15 protein-coding genes are annotated in these 19,480 nt (G+C 52.0%); 5 read left to right on the top strand and 10 right to left on the bottom strand.

What is annotated here, in order from left to right; translation table 11 throughout:
- Positions 1-177: 177 nt before the first annotated feature.
- Complete coding sequence (locus tag AC2FJF_RS04630; RefSeq protein WP_496723375.1) at positions 178-1,803, top strand: L,D-transpeptidase family protein; 1,626 nt, start codon at positions 178-180, stop codon at positions 1,801-1,803.
- A 112-nt stretch (positions 1,804-1,915) separates the two neighbouring features.
- Entirely contained in the window at positions 1,916-4,660 is a 2,745-nt protein-coding gene (locus AC2FJF_RS04625) for an AsmA family protein (protein WP_496723373.1), read from the top strand.
- An 11-nt stretch (positions 4,661-4,671) separates the two neighbouring features.
- On the opposite strand, the gene AC2FJF_RS04620 is transcribed toward AC2FJF_RS04625, so the two are convergent.
- The 7 genes from AC2FJF_RS04620 to AC2FJF_RS04590 all read right to left on the bottom strand — a co-directional run bounded on the left by AC2FJF_RS04620 (position 4,672) and on the right by AC2FJF_RS04590 (position 12,947).
- Entirely contained in the window at positions 4,672-5,172 is a 501-nt protein-coding gene (locus AC2FJF_RS04620; protein ID WP_496723371.1) for a hypothetical protein, read from the bottom strand.
- A gap of 124 nt (positions 5,173-5,296) precedes the next feature.
- Entirely contained in the window at positions 5,297-6,910 is a 1,614-nt protein-coding gene (locus AC2FJF_RS04615; protein ID WP_496723369.1) for a mechanosensitive ion channel family protein, read from the bottom strand.
- Positions 6,907-8,229, bottom strand: coding sequence for a mechanosensitive ion channel family protein (locus AC2FJF_RS04610; RefSeq protein WP_496723367.1), 1,323 nt, complete (start codon positions 8,227-8,229; stop codon positions 6,907-6,909). The genes AC2FJF_RS04615 and AC2FJF_RS04610 overlap by 4 nt, the downstream gene beginning before the upstream one ends.
- 151 nt (positions 8,230-8,380) lie before the next feature.
- Positions 8,381-9,604 carry a carbohydrate porin gene (locus AC2FJF_RS04605; protein ID WP_496723365.1) on the bottom strand — a complete coding sequence of 408 codons (1,224 nt, stop codon included), beginning with the start codon at positions 9,602-9,604 and terminating at the stop codon, positions 8,381-8,383.
- A gap of 62 nt (positions 9,605-9,666) precedes the next feature.
- On the bottom strand, positions 9,667-10,068 hold the full coding sequence (locus AC2FJF_RS04600) for a hypothetical protein (protein ID WP_496723363.1): 402 nt from the start codon (positions 10,066-10,068) through the stop codon (positions 9,667-9,669).
- Between the two features lie 72 nt (positions 10,069-10,140).
- Positions 10,141-11,493 carry a metal-dependent hydrolase family protein gene (locus AC2FJF_RS04595; protein ID WP_282152803.1) on the bottom strand — a complete coding sequence of 451 codons (1,353 nt, stop codon included), beginning with the start codon at positions 11,491-11,493 and terminating at the stop codon, positions 10,141-10,143.
- A 62-nt stretch (positions 11,494-11,555) separates the two neighbouring features.
- Positions 11,556-12,947, bottom strand: coding sequence for a metal-dependent hydrolase family protein (locus AC2FJF_RS04590; RefSeq protein ID WP_496723361.1), 1,392 nt, complete (start codon positions 12,945-12,947; stop codon positions 11,556-11,558).
- Positions 12,948-13,127: 180 nt separating this feature from the next.
- On the opposite strand from AC2FJF_RS04590, the gene AC2FJF_RS04585 reads away from it, so the two are divergent.
- Together AC2FJF_RS04585 and AC2FJF_RS04580 are read left to right on the top strand one after the other, a co-directional pair.
- On the top strand, positions 13,128-14,153 hold the full coding sequence (locus AC2FJF_RS04585; protein WP_496723359.1) for a helix-turn-helix domain-containing protein: 1,026 nt from the start codon (positions 13,128-13,130) through the stop codon (positions 14,151-14,153).
- Entirely contained in the window at positions 14,102-14,521 is a 420-nt protein-coding gene (locus tag AC2FJF_RS04580) for a DoxX family protein (protein ID WP_496723357.1), read from the top strand. The genes AC2FJF_RS04585 and AC2FJF_RS04580 overlap by 52 nt, the downstream gene beginning before the upstream one ends.
- Positions 14,522-14,797: 276 nt before the next feature.
- Here AC2FJF_RS04580 and AC2FJF_RS04575 read toward each other — a convergent pair whose 3' ends face one another.
- Positions 14,798-16,495, bottom strand: coding sequence for an adenylate/guanylate cyclase domain-containing protein (locus AC2FJF_RS04575; protein ID WP_496723355.1), 1,698 nt, complete (start codon positions 16,493-16,495; stop codon positions 14,798-14,800).
- Positions 16,496-16,697: 202 nt separating this feature from the next.
- Here AC2FJF_RS04575 and AC2FJF_RS04570 point away from each other — a divergent pair, with 202 nt between their 5' ends.
- On the top strand, positions 16,698-17,501 hold the full coding sequence (locus AC2FJF_RS04570) for a class I SAM-dependent methyltransferase (protein ID WP_496723353.1): 804 nt from the start codon (positions 16,698-16,700) through the stop codon (positions 17,499-17,501).
- Positions 17,502-17,525: 24 nt separating this feature from the next.
- On the opposite strand, the gene AC2FJF_RS04565 is transcribed toward AC2FJF_RS04570, so the two are convergent.
- Both AC2FJF_RS04565 and AC2FJF_RS04560 read right to left on the bottom strand, forming a co-directional pair.
- Positions 17,526-18,305, bottom strand: coding sequence for a methyltransferase domain-containing protein (locus tag AC2FJF_RS04565; RefSeq protein WP_496723351.1), 780 nt, complete (start codon positions 18,303-18,305; stop codon positions 17,526-17,528).
- A 223-nt stretch (positions 18,306-18,528) separates the two neighbouring features.
- Positions 18,529-19,101, bottom strand: coding sequence for a carboxymuconolactone decarboxylase family protein (locus AC2FJF_RS04560; RefSeq protein ID WP_496723349.1), 573 nt, complete (start codon positions 19,099-19,101; stop codon positions 18,529-18,531).
- Positions 19,102-19,480: the final 379 nt, after the last annotated feature.

Below are 19,480 nucleotides of genomic sequence, written 5' to 3'. Positions count from 1 at the left end.
ACTCGTCCACAGCATCGTTTGGACGTTCAGCGCCGATCCCCTGCATATACACACGGCTCTCGAACCCTCCAATCAAATGGCCATACTAAAATCATAAATTACGATTTGATTATACATTATGTATGAGTATCCTTCCACATAGAGACAGCATATAGCGCGAAGCCGCAGGAGGTATTGGTGGGTCACGTTAAGTCGTTAGTCGCGATTTCGCTAACTGCATTGGTAACAATATTCCCCAACCCAAGTGTCGCAAACGAGATCTCAGAGCAGATTGCTGCTCTACTCGGTGCCGAGTTGGACGTGAGTAGCACGCTACCTGACAGCAAGAGCTTGGATGCTGAAATCCTAGTGCCGCGTTTCTACGAAGAGAGGGGCTTCACTCCTGCGTGGACACGCGATGAATTGGCAGACGAACTCTTTGATGAGTTGGATAGTGCTATAGAACAGGGCTTCAGACCGGAAGATTTTGACTTAGCGGAGCTTCAAGCCGCATTTAAGGCCGCCCAAACTGGCGATGTTTCTAATCAAGCATTGTTCGATATTCTGGCAACGGACGCTGCGGTGAAACTGGTTCATCATTTGGTGTTTGGGAAAGTCGACCCAAATGCACTGGACGATGATTGGAACTTCTCAAAACCGGTAATTCAACAAGACCCAGCCGTTGCCCTGAATCAGTTTCTTCAAGGTGAAGGTTTTAGCGCGTTAATCGAACGCATCGATATCGACAATGCGCAGTATACGATGCTTGTCGAAGCACTGAGTAAGTATAGGGCCATTGCTTTACAGGGCGGTTGGACCAATGTTCCGGATGAAACCGTTCTTAAACCAGAGATGGTGGACCCTGCTGTCGCTAAGCTGCGCGAAAGGCTGGCGGCAGAAGGCTTCGTTGAAACAAGCGGTTCTTCTGAAGATGGTGAAAACGGCATAAACACAGCTTGGGTTTACGACGATAACTTGGTGAAATTAGTCAAATCTTTTCAGAGTCGGCATGGATTAGAAGCCGATGGGGTCATTGGCGGTAAGACGTTCGCATCGCTAAACAAACCGGTGGAAGATCGAATTAACAAGCTGCGTCTCAGCTTGGAACGTGGCCGCTGGCTTATGCGGGAAGTCGACGACGAATTCGTGCTGGTGAACATTGCAGGAGCCCGCACATATTTGGTCACATCGGATGGCACGCTTTGGACCACTAGATCAATCACAGGGTCAGCCTATCGAAAGACCCCAGTGTTCCGAGACGAAATCAAGTATATGGAATTCAATCCCACCTGGACCGTTCCCGCCTCGATTTTTCGTAAAGACAAACTTTCGCGCATCCGCAAGGATCCTGCCTATCTGACACGCAACAACTATGTCGTTCGGAACAAGGATGGCCAGACAATCCCCGCAAACACTGTAAACTGGGGGGCGAAGAACCCCGGCGTGACCCTGGTTCAGCAACCGGGCCCAGACAATGCGCTGGGTTTGGTTAAGTTCATGTTTCCAAACAAATACGCTGTATACTTGCACGACACAAACGACAAAACCCTTTTTGACCGAAACGAGAGAAATCTCAGTTCTGGCTGCGTTCGCCTTGAGTATCCGTTCGAGTTCGCGAGCCTTCTGATGGAGGGAGAGCCAGATTGGAGCCGGCAGAAGATGCAGTCCATTTTGGATAGCGGAAAGACAACGCGCGTTGATCTACCTGAGCCAATGCCGGTTCTTTTAACATACTGGACAGCGTGGGTCGAAGACGGGGTCGTTCATTTCCGCGAGGACCCATACGAGCGGGATGCTCGTATCCTGGCGGCTTTGGACCGATGAGCACTAAATGCGCGGCGCGCGCGAACCGAATTATGTGCCCATCTAGTCCAGCAGATTGGCGAACGCCGAATTGCAGATAGACAAAACGGCGTAGGCGACGACAGGGGGATGCATGAGGACTTGGCTGTTTAGAACAATTGGGGTTGTCGTACTACTTGTGTTTGCAACAATCGCACTTGTTTGGTTACTACTTGCTGCGCCGCTATTTTCGGAGATGCGACGTAACCTGGTCGAAAAAGTCCTTTCTGAACAAATCGGACAACCGATTGTGGTCAACGACGATGTAAGTGTCGCGCTTGGACGCATCACCCACATTTACGTCGGTGGTGTGGTTATCCCGAGCCAATCAATGCCGGAAACATCTCTTGCAGAATTGAACCTTCTGGAACTGGAATTGGATGTTGCCGCTTTGGCCAATCGTCGTCTGCACTTTGACAACCTCGTCGTTGACGGTCTCCAGGCGAATTTCCTTACGTCTGCTGACGGCACTACAAGTTGGCGAAAAGGCCGACCGACGCCAAAACCGGAACCCGAAAACGCCACGGAAGAGGACAATCAAGAGGCTATAGCTGAGACAGGCGGGTCCAATGAGGGCAACCCAGAAGGTAGCGGGATCCTCTCATTCCTGAGCGACAAGAATGTAACTTTCACATCCATTGGGTTGAACATTGATGATCAATCCTCTGGCTTTTCGTTCGTGTTTGACCTCCAGTCTCTCGCTCTGGAACAGGTAGACGAAGGGCAAAGAACAAAGGTCTCGGGGACAGGCTCCGTCAACGGCCAAAGTTTCGAAATTGAGGGTGACTATCCTCATAGTGCACCGTTTACGACGCGCGCCAATTTTGGCGAAATGACGGTAAGCTACGACGGCGAACCATTTTCGGAAAACGAGGGAGGCGGCTATCGTGCTGTCTTGCAGATGGACACTGGTGAATTCGGTGACTTTCTTGAAGTCATTGGGCTGGAGCGAGTTCTGGAAGGGAATGGCCAGTTGCAAGCAGAGCTTGTTTCTCAGGATGCTCTGAAAATCGAGACCTTTACGACCACCGTAAACCTTGAGGACGGACAGCAACTTACAGCAGAAGGATCGATAGAAGACCTCTACACAGCTCGGGGCGTTGATCTGCTATTCGACGCGCGGCTTTATCCTGAGGGGCAGCCGCCGAACGCAGCAAAGAGTTTCCAGGAGCTGAAGTTCACAGCCTTTGAAATGCACATGGTAGGATCCCTTGCGTCTTTCGAGTTCGAGAAACTTCTGTTCCAAACTAACGCATTTGACCAAGGCCTGGACGTGATCGGGCCAGCCTCTATCGAACGCATTCGCCGCATGCCCGATGGTCGGCTTGCGATGCTGGGCATCGCCTTACAGGCTGGACCCATTGAGGACCCAATTCTAAAGGCCGACGGCGAAATTCTCGACCTGCTTCAGCTTCAGGACGTGACTTTCGAAGGCACACTCAACGGGCCGGCCAAATTGATTTTGCCAAATATGGATGAAGATTTTGTCGATCAGCTCGGTGGCATAAATGCCGACTTCAGCTTGTCCAATCAAGGAGGGCCTGTTTCGCTCAACAGGTTTAACGCAACCACCTATGGCACAGATCTTTGGGCGCTTGACCTCGCGCTATCGGTCAGCGAATTGAAAGGGCTGTCAGGCCTTGATTTTGACGTGGAACTGGATGTCAGCGACGGAGCTAGTTTTCTGACTGCGCTCAAATTGCAACCTGTCGAGATTGGTACACTTGCCGTCGATGCAGTGACGTCGAAGCAGGGCGAGGACTTCACTGCCTCAATCGAGTTTGAAGCCGGTTCGTCACACCTTCTGGCCGCTTTGGATGCAAAATTTCCCGATGGCGCTTCTGTAATTCGCGGAAACGTTGCGAGTAAAAGGCTCGATTTAAACGATCTAAAAAACCTGACCGCCACGCTGGACCAGCTCAAAAGCTTGGTAGGCGACGCTTCAAAAGATCCTGAAATCAACGTACAGCCCTTGGCTCTACCGAAGGAAACCAACGTACAGCCCCTGGTTTTACCAAAGGAGAAAGGAAAGCCAGCCGATCTTCTAGATGTGCAGCGCGTACTGAGAGAGGCTGACGTCGAGGTACAAATCGACTTTAAGGAGATTGTTGGCCAACAAGGCGTAACTTCTGTTTCCAGCCAATTGTCTGCAAAAGAAGGAACCGTAGATTTTGGCCCGCTCAAGATGGCATATGGCGGTGGAAACTTCAGCCTAAGGGCAGTGATGAATCTGATTGACTCACCTGATTGGCTCTCCTTGTCGGGGTCAACTTCAGGATGGGAATTCGGAGAGATTCTCGATGAACTGGGTATCGGGATAGATGCCTATGGACGTTTGAGTGGTGAATTTAACGTTTCGGGCAGTACCGCGTCTGGCAAAGCGTTTGTGAATTCCATGCGCGGCAATGCTTCTTTGTCGATGTCACAAGGCTATGTCAGCACCAGCCTTCTGGAGTTGGCAGGCCTTGGTATTTTCCCTTGGCTGTTCTCAGAGGAACTCCGTCAAGGTTACACGGACATAACATGCGTTGTGGCACCAATTAACATCGAAGCCGGCCGGGTAAGCTCAGACTCCATCGTGGTTGAAACGGGTTCTGTTCAATTGGTGGCCAAGGGCCAAGTGGATTGGGTCAAAGATACTATTGTGATCAGGGCAGAACCTCGTCGAGTTGGCCAACCGCTATCCCGTAGCGCGTGGCCGTTTGATGTGACTGGCCAACTTTCGTCACCGAAGTTCAAGTTGGATGTGGGTGGATCCAGAAACAAAGCTCCGGAAGGTGCTGATGCGATGCCAGCAGACAGGCAACCGTGCGTGCCAGACATGAATCAGCTTCAATAGTCCGTCACGACCTAGTTCTTGAGTGGTTCAGGCTGTTCTGCCTGACATGCCAAAACGGCCTCGATGGCTTTTGAGGACCCACTCAGATCAAGCTCTACTTCGGTTCCACTTTCACCAATTATCGTGACGCTTTGGCGCTTTCCGAATTCGGTCACAAACGCGGGATTATCGAAAAAGGCATACCCCCCGGGGACGCCATTTTTAAAAACACCTACGGCTTCGCCTTCAAACTTTGCGTCACCAAAATCGAAGTTCACGATACCGGTTGATCCGTCCTCAATCTGAACCCAGGTCGGATTGTAAGCGGCGAAGAAACCGCCAGCCTGATTGGGTGCGACGCCAATTTCAACTGTCATGTCGTCTTCGAAAGGCTTCCACGCGAGGCAGCCATTTCCTTTCTCGGGGTCGATCAAAATTTTCCAGTCGCCGGACTCACCCCACGGCTCCATACCAGCGGCAAGAGCGCCACTCGCGAGAAGCGTTACTATTGCGGTAAATGTCCAATTGATCATTTGGAACCCCAAAACGTTCTGAAAACTATTGCATTAATCTTACCCATTGCTCTGGATCAATCAAACTAATCCGACAACCTGCAAGGGCGGGGTTTAGTAGACCCAGAGTGGACTTGGTATTCTTTTACTCCGCTATATGAGCAAGCTTTCCATCCCATTCCTCAGTGGGAATCTTAGGACTTGGCGGGTCAGCCATGAAGGACGGTGTCATAATTTGCGTACCGTTCTCGTTGAACACTTCCACGATGTTTTGGTGTAGATCAGACAGAATCTTAGGCAAACTCGATCCTCGAGATGTGTATGCGTTAATTTCGTAATTGATGGCATAGTCAGCCAACTGTGTCCAAAGTACAAAGGGCTCCGGGTTTTTCTTCAAACTCTGTGTGCGATGAGCCGCCTCTATCAACATTGCCGTGATTTTTTTTGGCGGCTCCTCGTACCCGATCCCGACCGTCGTGTGCACGAGAAGGCCTCGACCATCGACTTTGCGCGAATAATTCACGACCTCTGAGTTCAACAACTGAGCGTTTGGAATACTGATCATTTCGTTTTTGATGGATTTGATAAGTGTTTCCATAAGCTTGATTTCGGTTACGTCCCCTATCTTGTCGCCAACCATTATTCGATCACCAACATTCGTGCTGCGCCGATAGATGACAAACAGACCTGCCATCATGTTCGATACAACTGTGTTAGATCCCAACGAGACCATGATACCGGCAAGAATTGTCAGGCCTTGAAACGCCCGGGAACCTGAGCCCGGAATGTATGGGTAGGCGAACACCAGTGCGATCACGATGATCAAAGCCCTGAACAGCATGTTCGTTGGCGCGATCCAGTGCGCCTCGAAATCTTTGATTTCGAATGCACCGTTCTCCAGGTTGTCAAAGAACAGATCGAGGCCGCGGATCGCAAATCGACATAAGGCTGCAATAATCACCAGCATGATCAGGTTTGGGATGTACCCAACGACAGCAAGCACAACATTTATCAATGGCTCACTAACGTACTTTAGAAGAACTTGAGCGATGGTCTGGGTTTCCGCGAAAGACAGCAAAACCAAGGACAGGTAGTAATAGAGAAAAAACAGAAACAGCACCCACATCAAAGCATGAATTGAATAAACGATGATAGACGCGATTGCCCTGCTTCGTAGGATTGACTTTGTAGCTTCCTCGACGCTTTCCGCTCTCTTTTCCAAGTTGTTTCTGACGTAGCCCAGAAACTTCTTCCGTTTGGCAAAGAAGAAGTATGACACCAGTGCAAACAACGCCGTCCAAGCAACAGCGGCCAAGGCGCTGTCAACGCGGCCTTCGCTGGATCGCGCTTCCCGGTACTTTAAAATGGCATTTTCGATGGCCTCTGCTTGCAGCCCGGCCAGAACTTCAATGTCCATTTGTTCGTGGTCGGCGTCAGCCTGAGTAGTAATAGTGACCATATGGCCGTCCACCCGTACGAGTTGTCCAAATTCAGCCTGGGAGATTTGGATGTCGACCGTTTTGCTCTCTGATCTATCCGCGACTTGAGCAATTCTTTCTTCAATCTTTGCGGCCCTGTCCGTTGCGGGCAATGCGCTGGATCCGCGGACGACAAAAAGCTCATCCCCATCGACAATAACCGGTGCTATGAATTCGGGATCTTCTCGCTCCTGCTGCGGCAGCAGTATTTCTTCTGACTGGGCCGAGGCTACACAGCAAAGAAGCAGAAAGGACATCACCCATATTACTAATGCTCTCATGTCTTTGCTCCTTCCACTGGGATCAGGTGAACATCGCGCTGCGGGAACGGTATTGATATTCCCTCTTGGTCAAACCGCTCCTTGGCTTGTCCTGTGAGGTCCCAATAGACAGTCCAATAGTCGTCAGACTTGGACCACGGTCGACAAAAGATATTGACTGAATTGTCGCCAAGTTCACCAACAAATATTTCTGGATCAGGCGACTTCAGGCATAGTTCATGTCTTGCGACCAATTCCTTCAGAACATCGATTGCGTGAGCAGCGTTGTCTGAATACGCGATCCCAAAAACCAGATCGACGCGACGCTCATCAGATGCGCTGACATTTGTGATTACGTCACCCCAGATCTTACTATTCGGCACAATGATGATCTGGTTGTCGAAGGTTCGGATTTTTGTCGAAACGACCGACATCTCGTCAACAAAACCAGATGACCCGCCAACCTGAATATAGTCTCCGGTATCGAATGGCTTTAAAACCATGATCATCAGACCGCTGGCGAGATTGCCTAGCGTTTCCTGAAGCGCAAAGCCAAGAATGAAAGACAAACCACCAAATATTGCAAACAAAGGAGTGACGTTCACACCGAACAAGGCAAGTACAACCAGAATGCCGAGAATAAAGACCGCCCAAAACACTGCGGTCGCAATGAATTTCTTAAGCATCCGCGATATTGTTGGTATCTTTTCAAGGCCGCGCTCAGTTAAACGACGCACCATTTTGGCTACAAACATCATAACCCAAACAGCAGCCAAAACACCCAACCCAGCCAATAGAAGACCAGCACCTCCCTCCCAGGAAACCAACCATTGGAGAGCGTTGTGAAATAACGTCTGTAAATCCGTTGTTTTAAGCACGCCAGTTTTGAGCGCTAAAAGATAATCGGTATGCGGTTTCAGGTCTTCTTCGGCGGCACCCTTTAGGGCCCATTCGTTCAAGACCAGAGTGTAATTATCCAAAATTACAGTGCCAGTGTCGTTTATCAAAGAAAGCTGTGATCTCAGGTCATCTTCTTGCGCTTCGTTTCCGGCCTGAAGGCTAAGATTGATACGGGCAATTTCTTCAAGTTGGTTGCGAACATGGTCTTGCCAGGCAACAGCGATTTCTGAAAGCTCATCTGTCGTCAGCGGAACAAGCAGTATCTCCAGGTCACCGGCAGAAATTGATTTGTCGGCAACCTGAGTTAAGAGATCTTCTTGCTGTACCTCAGCAGGTTCCTGTTCACTCGCCGCGTTCTGTGCGTACGCTGGAACAGCGTTTGACGTCGAAACCGCCGCAGCAAAAAGCAAAATAACCAAACTGTAGATGTATCGCGCCATGACACTAAAGCTCCCACATAAAGACTGAAGAGATCGCAAGGAGACCGAAAAGGTCTGCCACTGCAAAATAGTTGGGGGCGACCCACTCACTTGCCGCCCCCGCCGTTCCGGCCAAAATGAAGCCCGAACGGAAACTGCTACCCGGCATGCATCAAAGATTGACCCTCAGTCTCAGTCCTAAGACCAGCGGGTCGTTCGCGTTTGATCCGGGGTTTTTCAGGTATTGCACGTCTGCCGTCAGCGCCAGATTGTCGGCCAGGTCCAGACGGTAGAAAGCTTCAAGTGTCGTTTGATTGGGCAATCCTGGTGTCGTCAGGTCGGCAACAGTGGCCGCTATGCCAAGGAGATCATCATAGGGGCCAGGTCGCCACATCAAGCCTGCGTTGACTGCACGCTTGGCCAACGCACCGCCGCCATTGGACCATCCCAGCCGTCCGAAGATCATCAGTTGGTTGTCGAATGTATGGTTGGCAGAAAGTGTGGCTCCATATGTTTCCGGTACGCCAACTTGTTGGCGCGCATCCGTGTGAAACATCCCCAGATGAACGTTTGTCAGAAATCGTTTTGATTTTTCGGGCGTCCAGCCGATCTCGGCGTATTTGTAGAATTCGCTACCCCCGGAAAACCACTCAATGTCTGTGAGAGACCCATTGGCATCGCTGACCACCCCTAACGCATAAATTTGATCCGTCAGGTAGCCGCCGACCGTGACACCAAAACCGGGATCGGGGATTGGCAGCACCGGGCTAAACAGGATTGAATAGTTCGAAAAGGTCGTCCTTGGGTTCACGTAACCCAGAATGTCAGAGTAGTCGCCCGGATCGATCCGACCCGCCACCACTCCTCCTCGTCCGTTTGCGAAGGCTTGTTGCCAGTAAGCTACCGACAAGGTCGTGTTCGTGTCCCCAAACGTGACCGCAGTTGCCCCTTGATATCCAATTTGCGCAGGCAGTGCTGAGGGTGCAATGGACTGGCCCAACCGGTGTCGGTTCTCCAGAATAAAGACAAGGCTACCCGGGTTTTCACCACCCCGGTTTGCCAATTCCCACGTCCCAACCATCCTGAGCTGACCGGATGCAGATTCGTCCTGCCCGGTCAGGCTGTGAGAACTGCGTTGGTATAGCGCTTGGTAATCAAAGCTGAGCGCCAATCCGGTGTTTTCCCGAAATCGACCCAAAGCGGTTTCGGTTGGATCAATGGCACGGTCCAAACCGGGCCAACGCGAATCTTCCAGCCGGCGCAACCTGTCTTGCTCCTGCTGCGCGCTGGCTGATCCCGGACCACCCAACGATACCTGGGCTGCGGCCTCCAGTTTCGCCTGAGCAGAATTTTCCTGGGCATCAGCAGCACCGCCAAATAGTGCAAAGGCGCTCAATAATGCAGTGGCAAGGGTCGGTCGTGGTGGAAGATACGATCTCTGGTGCGACAAGCCTCCAATCACTTTACGTCATCCACAGCTTTGATTTCGGGAACACGTTCCAGCGCCACAGCCATGTCGGCGCTGCTCATCAATTCGATCATCTGGTAGTCATCCAACAAGCCGTCGCCGAGGCGGCTGACATAGAAGGCCTGGATAAAGCTTGGATCGTCTGGCAGTGAAACGGTGATGTAGTTCTTCCCGTTTCCAAGCCCCCAGTAATAGCTCAAAAGCTCTCCACCGAGCGCTTCGATCCCGCCCTTCACCGAGACTGCGCGATCCCCCGGATTGGCGATCTGCATTTCCCAAGCGGCGCTATTGGACGTGCCAATGAACAAAAACGTACGCATGCTTTCGGCATCTTCAGCAGCAACAATTGAACCACAGATCGCCAAAAAGACGCCAAGGCTGAGATGTTTCACAGTCTTTCCTTTCAGGGAAGGTTTCTTGGCTGACGTGTGGGGTTATCAAAGATAGACCACCCCACTTTCCTTTTATTCCAGCGTGTTCTTGTAGATCACGCCGTTTTTCATGATCAGATCGAAGTTGTTCTCGTAATCCGTCATGATCAGGGCATCCTCGACGGGGTTTCCATCGACCAGTAGAATGTCGGCATACGCACCTTCTGCAATCACACCGAGCGGGCCTTCGGGATAGGGGTTGAGTTTGCCTGACAGGGCCAACAATTCACCGGCTTTAGAGGTTGCTTGCATTAGAACTTCGTAGGATGACCATTGTTCGAGACGGTACTTGAACTCATCGTTCTGTTTGGTGAGAGCGACAGGATCCCCAATAATGTCGGTTGAAAAGGCGACTTTTTCGATCCCGAATTCTTTCAGCAACCGCATCTGGTTTCTCGCCCCGCCCTGAACCTCGAGGAACTTGGGCGCAGCCAACGGACCAAGCGCTTTGGTGACTGTTTCGGCATCCAGCCCCAGCAGCGAGAAGAATGGCACAACCCAAACATCCGCGTCCTTGATCGCCTGCGCCGACACCTCGGTCATCAATTGTGCATGATCGATGCTCTGCACACCTGCCTCGATGGACCGCAGAATGCTCTCGTCGTTGTAGACGTGCACAAGAACGTAAGTATCCCAATCTGCCGCAGCTTTGACTGCAGCTTCCAGTTCTTCCGGTAAGAATTGAACGGTGTGCAATGGGTCTACGCTGGAAGACACACCTCCGCCGGCCATGACCTTGATTTGCGATGCGCCCAGACGCAGCGCTTCCCGCGTCGCCCGCAGAACTTCTGGAACACCGTCAGCAAGAAACTCTACGTGCTGGTTGAAGAATGAGGGCGAGGCACCTTCGAAGTTTGGGTGCGGTTCTGTGTAGTGCCGATGTTCACCATGCCCGGACGTCTGTGAGATCACTGGCCCGGACGGGTAAATACGGGGGCCAATTGCTTTACCCCGGTCGATGGCTTTTTGAAGCCCCATCGCCGGCCCACCCGCATCACGGACGGAAGTAAAGCCGCGCAACAGCATCTTTTCTGCTTCGATCGTGGAAACGGCCCCCCAGTACATCCAATCAAAATTGTCCCTCAGATCCGCAACCGGCTCCGTGATCGCCATGTGCACATGCGCATCAATCAACCCCGGCATCAATGTGTGACCACCTCCATCCACAACCGTCGCGCCAGGCGCGTCGATGGCCTCGGTGGACACTTCTTTGATCAAGTTGCCTTCAACCAGAACGCTGGCGTTCTCGATCCGCGCCTCATTTACTCCGTCAAAGACATGGACGTTGGTGAACAGGGTTTGCGGCAAGGTATCCTGTGCAAATGCGGCAGTGGCCGTGCAAAAAACGAGGCTCGCGACGGCAGCCGTCTTTGTCGAAATACTCATGTCCTTCTCTCCCTTAAAATTTAGTGCGCGGGGTGCCGAGGTAAGTTCACCCCACGCGACACTCAGTCGAGTGTGTTCTTGTAGATCACGCCATCCTTCATGATGATCTTCAGATTGGTGTCGGGATCGGATAGCAGCAGGATGTCCTCCAGCGGGTTCCCGTCGACCAATAGAAGATCGGCGTATGCACCCACTTCGACCACACCCAGCGGGCCGTCCTGATAAGGATTGTTCAAACCAGTAAGACGGTTCATGCGCGCGCCGTTTGAAGTTGCGATGCGCAATATGTCGAAGGGTGTGAAATTCGCTTCAAGCAGGTATTTGAACTCGTCGCTCATCTTCTTGTCCTGCTCTAGCGTTTGGTCCCAGTTGTTGATGAGGTCAGTGCCCAGGGTATAGAGGTCGATCATGCCTGGCGTGGTTTGAATTACTTCAATCATGTTGGCCGCGGCATCCCGCACCGTCTTCCACTTCGCAAACGACGCTGGTGTGTAAAATGCTTCGGCCTGCTCGGTGGAGACCGAGTAGACCGGAGCCACGGCGGTCGCAAACATGATCTGTTTTTGAACCATGACCTCGGCCACTTCCGGAGTCAGAAACGGGATGTGTTCGACGGTCTTCGCGCCATTGTCGATACAGTTTCGGATCGCCTGTTCAGTGAACACATGGCAGGTCACATATGTGCCCCACTGTTCGGCGGTTTTGACTGCCATCTGGATTTCATCGGCTTGGTACTGAAGCGAATGCAGGGGGTCGAACTCGGACGTAACACCGCCGCTGACCATAATTTTGATCTGGGTTGCCCCGCGGCGCAGGTTCTCGCGTACGGCCATCCGGATCTGATCCGGCCCATCGGCTATAAAGCTCATTTCACTTTCGACCCAATGTGATGGTCCTTGCCCAGACAGTGTGGGATGACGGTCGTTCAGTTTACGGAAGTCCGCGTGCCCGGATGTCTGGGTGATGAAGGCTTCAGACGAGTAAATGCGCGGCCCTGGAAACATGCCGGAATCTATAATGCGAGCGATGGATTTTGCTGGTCCGCCTAGGTCCCGGACAGTGGTGAACCCATTCATCAGGATGCGTTCAGACCGAATTGTCGCGACGCCGCCAAGGTGAAAGGGTGTTATATTCTGGCGCAACCCATCGCTGAGAGGGTTGAACACCGTAAGATGCACGTGTTGATCATGCATTCCGGGCATCAGTGTGCGCCCACCACCGTCGATGATTTGCGCATTGGCGACGGCAAGCGGCTCAGTCGAGACCTCGGCGATCAGGTTATCGACGACCAAAACATTTGCGTTCTCGATCCGCGCCTCGTTCACCCCGTCAAAGACATGAACATTTGTGAAAAGGATCGGGAAACTTTCTTCCTGTGAAGCGGCATGAGTTGGAAACAGATGGCTCGCAGCCAATACTGCGGGCACAAGTATGCGCATCAGGCATCCGTTCATTAGGGCTCCTATCTTCAAGAATCGCAAAAGGCGCAATTAGGAGTCATTATAGAATTCGAATAACTTGATGCCTGACAGATTACCGGTTCGAGAAAAATAGTTTTGGGAAACTGCAAGGTTTCATAATTTTATTGTGGGAAATTCCTACACTCGGGAATATTGCGAATTTCTGGAGAAGAGATGACAAGAAGACTTGGTAATAACACGGATCAGTCGCTGCCACTCGTCAGGGCATCAGTTGCGGGTCCGGTTGTCGCAGCGCTTCGCAGCGTGGGGGTCGAACCCGCGTTTGTTCTTGATCCTCTGGGGTTGAACGAAGCGCAGGTAATGGACCCGAAGAATTTCCTGCGCCACGATACCGTCTACCAGATCTATCAGGCCGTGGCAGAAGCCACTTCAACGGATTTTTGCGCACGGGTCGGGCAATCCGTTGACCTTGTCAACTTTCTCCCGCTCGGCGATATGCTGGCAGAAGCCCTTACATTGGGAGACTTCTTTACCAGGTTCACACAAGCGGTTTCCAAGGAATCCAATGCCGTTACGCAATCCCTCTTTGTTGAAGGAGAGCACGCGTATTTCAGTGCCAAAAGGAACTTCCAAATTTCGGTTTCTCCCAGCCAAACCGACGCGTTTCTGACGAGTATATGGATATCCCTGTTGCACCGTGTCCTGGATTTCAGGTGGGACCCCAACCAGGTCATTCTTCGCGTCAGTGACCCGGATGCGCTGCCCGGTCAGTTTCACGGCGTTCGGGCAATCAAGTGCAATCCTCAAGGTTTTTCGATCAGGTTTCCCTCCAGCTGGTTAAGTTACAGACTACGACCAGAGGCACTGGAAAACCCCCCAGACTACAGGGTTATGGATGAAGATCTGGCCGCCCCGCAGGATTTCCTTGCGGGACTGAAAGGCCTAATCAGGGCCCATCTTGCGGATTCAGGATTTGGTGTGGATGAGCTTGCGGACCTTTGCGGCTTTCATCAGGAAACACTGAACAACCGGCTGGAACCTTACGGTCAAACGGCGTCCCAAGTGATCGCGCGCATTAAGCAGGAAGAAGCCGAACGCCTGTTGGCAAAAGACAATAAATCCGTCGGCGAGACAGCGCAAAGGCTTGGCTATGCCGACCCAACCGCCTTCTCCAGAGCATTTCGTAAATGGACGGGCGTATCTCCGGCAGCCTACAAGAAATCAAACCGGAAGGACTAGCATTGCTCCTGAACATCGCCGTCGGTCTTCTATCTGCATTTTTTCTCTTTGCTTCATCCATCAAGATTTTTGGGTGGCAAGAGAAGGTCTTTGAAATCCAGTTGGGCATGTTCGAAAGCTACGGCCTCAACAGGCAGATCATGTTCATCGTCGGATGCGGGGAACTTTTCGGGGCAATTGCCATCTGGTTTCAATCGTCGTGGATCGGGCCGCTAGGAGCACTTGCGTTGCTCTGCACATCTGTCGGAGCGATTTTCTGCCATCTAGTGTTCGATACTTGGAAGCAGGGTATACCGGCGACAATAACAGGGACGCTTGCGGCTCTTGTTTTGAACGCTGGGTATTCGAAGCTTCTAAACTTACTGTAACAACGGCCACCCGACCGATACCAAGAAATCCCAGGACAGCGATGGAACGTCCACAACGGGCCTTTATTCTCGACTTTGCAAAGTCCGCTTTCTGCGCGTTGGCGACCTTGGTACTGACCGCAGCCATGGTACGTTTGGGCTCAATATTGCCGTTCTCTGCGGTTTGCATGGTTGGCGGGTCGCAGCCCGAAGCCGACCTTCAAATCCGAGCTTTGCAGCTACCAAGATGCGCGATCAAGCTACCGGCTTTGCTAGCGCAACTTGGTTCCAGAACCGCTATTCTGGCAACCCTGCGCGGCGAAGCGCCTCAAAGTAGCGTTCAGCGCCTTCAGAGCCGCCGTAGTCCACGTTGCCACGCCATTTTGAGATCGTTTCACCAGGTTCCATTTGAAGCATTTGCGTCAAAGCAGCAGACGCTTCTTCAGGTTCCCCAAGCATTGCGTGCGCAGCTGCCCTCGTGCTGTGAAGTGCGGCATAGTTTTTAGAAAAACGCAAACCTGCCTCTGCGTAAGCGATGGCATCGCGGTCTCGACCAAGCATTACGCAGGAGGTCGCGGCACCTCCGGAAGCCCCCACGAAAACGGCTCCATATCGGCCCAACCGAAGCGCTGTCTGAAAGCAGCTTAGTGCCATTTTCGGAAACCCGGCCCAGTTGTATCCCCAACCCATAAACAAATGCAGACGGGCATCTAATGGCGCTCGTTGCCGGATTTGCTCCAGCGCCACGGAAAGTCGATCTGCGTCCCCGTCAACATTGTAGTCAGCCACGGCAACACTCAGATCAAGCGTTGGGCTTTGACCTGCCATGTGTCGTCCGGCCTCGATCCAGTTTGGCAGTTTCTCGTAGTAAGATGAAAGTTTGCGACTAAGATCATAGGTTCTCGCGCCATTCATTGTCCAAATAGCCTCGGCATAGGCGGCAGCGAGGTTTGGTTTAGCTTCAATGGCCCTGGCGTGGTACGACAACGTCTCTTCATAGCTGCCGATGCTTGCCTCCGACCATGTGATCATGCCCATCAAGACGCACTGCTCGGCAGTCAGTTCGTCTTCAGGCAAAGCGGAGAGCTTTGCGGTCAGCGACTGGATCAAGATCCCACTAACGGCATCCAACAGCTTTTCTACGACCTCGTCTTGCCAATCAAAGATAGCTTCGACCGAACCGTCGAACTTCTGGGTCCAGATTTCAGAACCAGAAGAATCATTTAAGCGTGCTTCCAGGCGCAATCGGTCGCCGTGTCCACGCAGCACGCCACGAAGTGCATATCCCTCGGATGCTTCCGTGGAGGTTATTGCCGCGTTTAACCAGTTGATCGTCCGAAAATAAGAACCGAAATCTGAAGTGAGAGCTGCGGCCATTTCCTTGGGCTCAGCGCGTTGGTCGCTGCACGTGACAGGATGGATGGATAGCTTTGGCAAGCTCGTCTCTGAAAAAGAAGGCGAGCTTTGCGGTGCACCCACGTGTGGTCCATCGTGAATCCACACATCCAGGCTGCGCTGGATGTTCTTGAGCTTCTTTTTCCCCACCGCTTTGAAAGCATCTGCCAGAATGTGTTCAAGGTTCAAGTGTACGGGTTCAGAGATAGCAATGCCACCGGTTGGCGCAATTCTCTCAAGTCGAGCGGCAATGTTCACGCCGTCGCCCAGGATATCGTCACCTTTCTCTGTGATGTCACCCACATGAACACCGATCCGCATGTCTATTAACGAGTGTTCAGCCAACTGTTCTTGTAGCTGCATTGCTGCGGTTACAGCTTGCGCCGCGCTGTCAAATTGCACCAGCCAACCATCACCCATGCTCTTTACGACCCGACCTGATTGGCCTGCTATTGTTGGGGTGACGATATCGCTTTCCAGGTGATCAAGCATTAGAATTGTGGCTTGCTCATCTTTGTGCATAAGCGCCGAATACCCAACGACATCCGCGACCAGTATTGCCGCCAACCTTCGTTGCAAGTGTTGTCCCTTGTTCGACATGCATTCAACGATAGATGATGCGGCCCTCTACTCCAACCGCCTGAATACGAGGTTCGCTCAGGGCTTTTTACCGAAGCTCTCTGCCCTTGGCATAAACCTCCTATTTGCCCCAAGTTAAGCATTTCTACACGGCTTGTTCCTGGTTCAGTTGATGCTAGGGTTTTTACTAGAGAATACTGGGCGTTATTGGAGGGCGGTTGGGATGGCTGATCCGTTTCAAGATGTAGATGCTGCGGGTGCGGAGTTCATTTCCGCATTTGCTGACTCGATGGACGCGCGTCAGGCCGATCCCACAATGGAAAAGATCGTTTCAAGCTATCTGGCCAAACTTGAATTTGCCGAAGATAGCCTGACGGTTGAAGTCGGATGCGGCGCGGGAGCTGTTACGCGCCATATTGCGAAGAAAGCCAACCCCGCGCGCGTCATTGGTTTTGAGCCGTCGGTAGGCTTTGTGACCGAAGCAAGAGCGCGGGTCAGGTGCCACGACAATGTGGAGTTTGAGGTCGCAGATGGAGCGTCGCTGCCCCTGGATGATGGCGCAGTTGATAACTTGATAATGCACACGGTGCTTACCCATGTGGCAGACCCGGAACCTCTTTTGACCGAAGCATGGCGTGTTCTAAGGTCGGGAGGGTGTCTCGTGGTGTGTGACGCTGATTTTTCGAAAGCGTCCCTGGGAAACTTGCCAAAAAACGATCCTCTGGACGCCTGCGCCAAGATATTTGTTAACGAGTTTGTCACCGACCCATTTGTTGTCGCCAAGCTGCGCGGCCTGGCCTCAAACGCCGGGTTCACAGTCGGAGACTTCAGTCTTCAAGGCAGAAGTGTTCTGGACAACGACCAAATGCTCCCCTGGGTTGAAGAAACGGGAAAGGTGTTGATGAAACGCGGTGAAATTGGTGAGGATCTGCATAATGGATTGGTCGCCGAGTATCGCCGTCGAGCAAGAGCGCGCACACTTTTTGGCTATCAGGTATTCGCAACATTGATTGCGAGGCGGCCATAATGCTGTGGCGGTATTGTAAAACGATCAGCCCTGTTTACGCGTCACGACGATAAACTGGGTCATCGAAAAAAAGAAGCGTCCAACTTTTGCAAGGCTAAGCTGTTCGTCAAACCACGATTGCGCAACGGCGGGATCAACATGGTCATTTGCTAAAGCGTATTGCTTCATGAGGTGCATCATCATGATTGCGAGGCCATCAGGCTTTAGCTGGTGATCTGTCATTGTGAACGACAAGACATCTTCCACATTGTCGCCGCGAGCCTTTATCAGCGCGGGCAGTCTTTCCGGGAGGGAACCACTCACAAAGTGCTGGTTCCAGGAAGTCAGCATCTTTTGCATTCTGTCGGGCTCTTCGCTGAACCAAATCAAGCTGCCAAAGTGCAGATCGCTTATTACAAGCCAACCGCCGGGTTTGACGCACCGCAGCGTGTCAGCCAATGCACCGTCTACGTCTTCGATGTACTCAAAGACCTGTACCGAGACGGCCTTGTCAGCCCTCTCATCCTCAATGGGCAAGCTATTTGCGGCACCAGCCCGAAACTCCACGTTTGCGTAGTCACGGCATCGTTCTCTTGCGGCTGCCGTCATATCCTCGCTTGGGTCGATCCCGATGACATAGCCCTCCGAGCCGACTGCGCGGGCCAACTCCGCTGTTAACATCCCGTTGCCACAACCGACATCCAAAATAGTCTCACCAGGAGCCGGGCGCAGCGCATCAAATGAAGCCTGTCTTCGCCGTGTCAATTCAGCTCCCTGATAGGCGATTTCAAGCAATCTCGTTGTTTCAGCGTCAAATTTAAGCAACTCGCTCCCCTTACAAAGACCACATGTCCCCAAAACCTTATCAGAAAATGGGATTTCTACGAAAAGCAGGACGGATCATTTTGGTTTGAACATAGATCCACCAACAATAGATGAAGGTGCCGACTGGTATCGACGAATTGGTTAACCTCGGGAGGTAAGGACGCTTCTGCCGCTTTATCGAACCAGCTTTTTGTCGTCGCTCGAAAGTTCGAACAACATCAATTCAAGGGATGTCGAGGCCGTTCTCCCGTCCGAAATCGGTGTAAAAGCTGTCACTGCGGCATCGGTTCAAAGTGGCTTCGTCCGCTTCTCTTGGATCGGTGCCAGGGCTTTGAACACCTGTTCCTTCTATGAAGCGGTTCACGAGATTGAAGACACCACAGACTTGGATAGCATCGAACAGCGCGCTCTCTGACCAGCCTGCCGCGTAGACTGCATTTGCGTCGGCTTCCGTCATTCGGGATGGAGAGACGGTGAGCTTTTCAATGTAAGCCAGTAACGGTTTGAGATGATCCTCGACCGATGCCGTATCGCGGTCTGCCATCAGTGCCTCGATTGTCTCGACCTCAATGCCGTAGGCTTTGGCGAAAACGATGTGCGCCCCATGGCAATACGAACAAGCATTCAAGCCAGAGACATAGGCTGCAATCAATTCACGTTCAGCAACCGAGAGATCGCTCTCGCCCCTCATCACAAGGCTTTCGTACGCACAAAGCGGAGAAAGCTTGTCTGGAAAGGCTTGATAGACACTTCCCAGTGTTGCGTTCTCGGGCAGAGATGGAAACAGGCGTTTCATTCAATTCTCTTTCAATCTTGCTTTGGATCACTTCGTCTCAAAATGAGGAAGCAACGATGTGTACGCAACCTTAACGCAAATCCGGGTTCCGCACAGAATTTCCGTTGGAACACTACGAACGGCAGGTTTGCCTAACGAGACCCCAGCAAGTTCGTCGTTTGGTTAAAGGCAATTTCATTTGAGCCGTTCTCGTAAGTCTTCAAAGTATGGATTGAGCTCAAAACCGGGGCTTCACATCCAAGCATGGTGACTTCCGCCTTGCGGACTCTCCGGACCTTGAGGATTTCGTATGATGCTGATGCAGAAATGCCATGCAGACGCAAATTTAGGAGGCAATGACCGCTCTCCAGAAACACCTACTCGGTTCTGGAACACAATT

It is taken from the genome of Ruegeria sp. CDSB013 (assembly GCF_059611165.1).
This window is presented reverse-complemented; position numbering and strand designations above follow the sequence as displayed.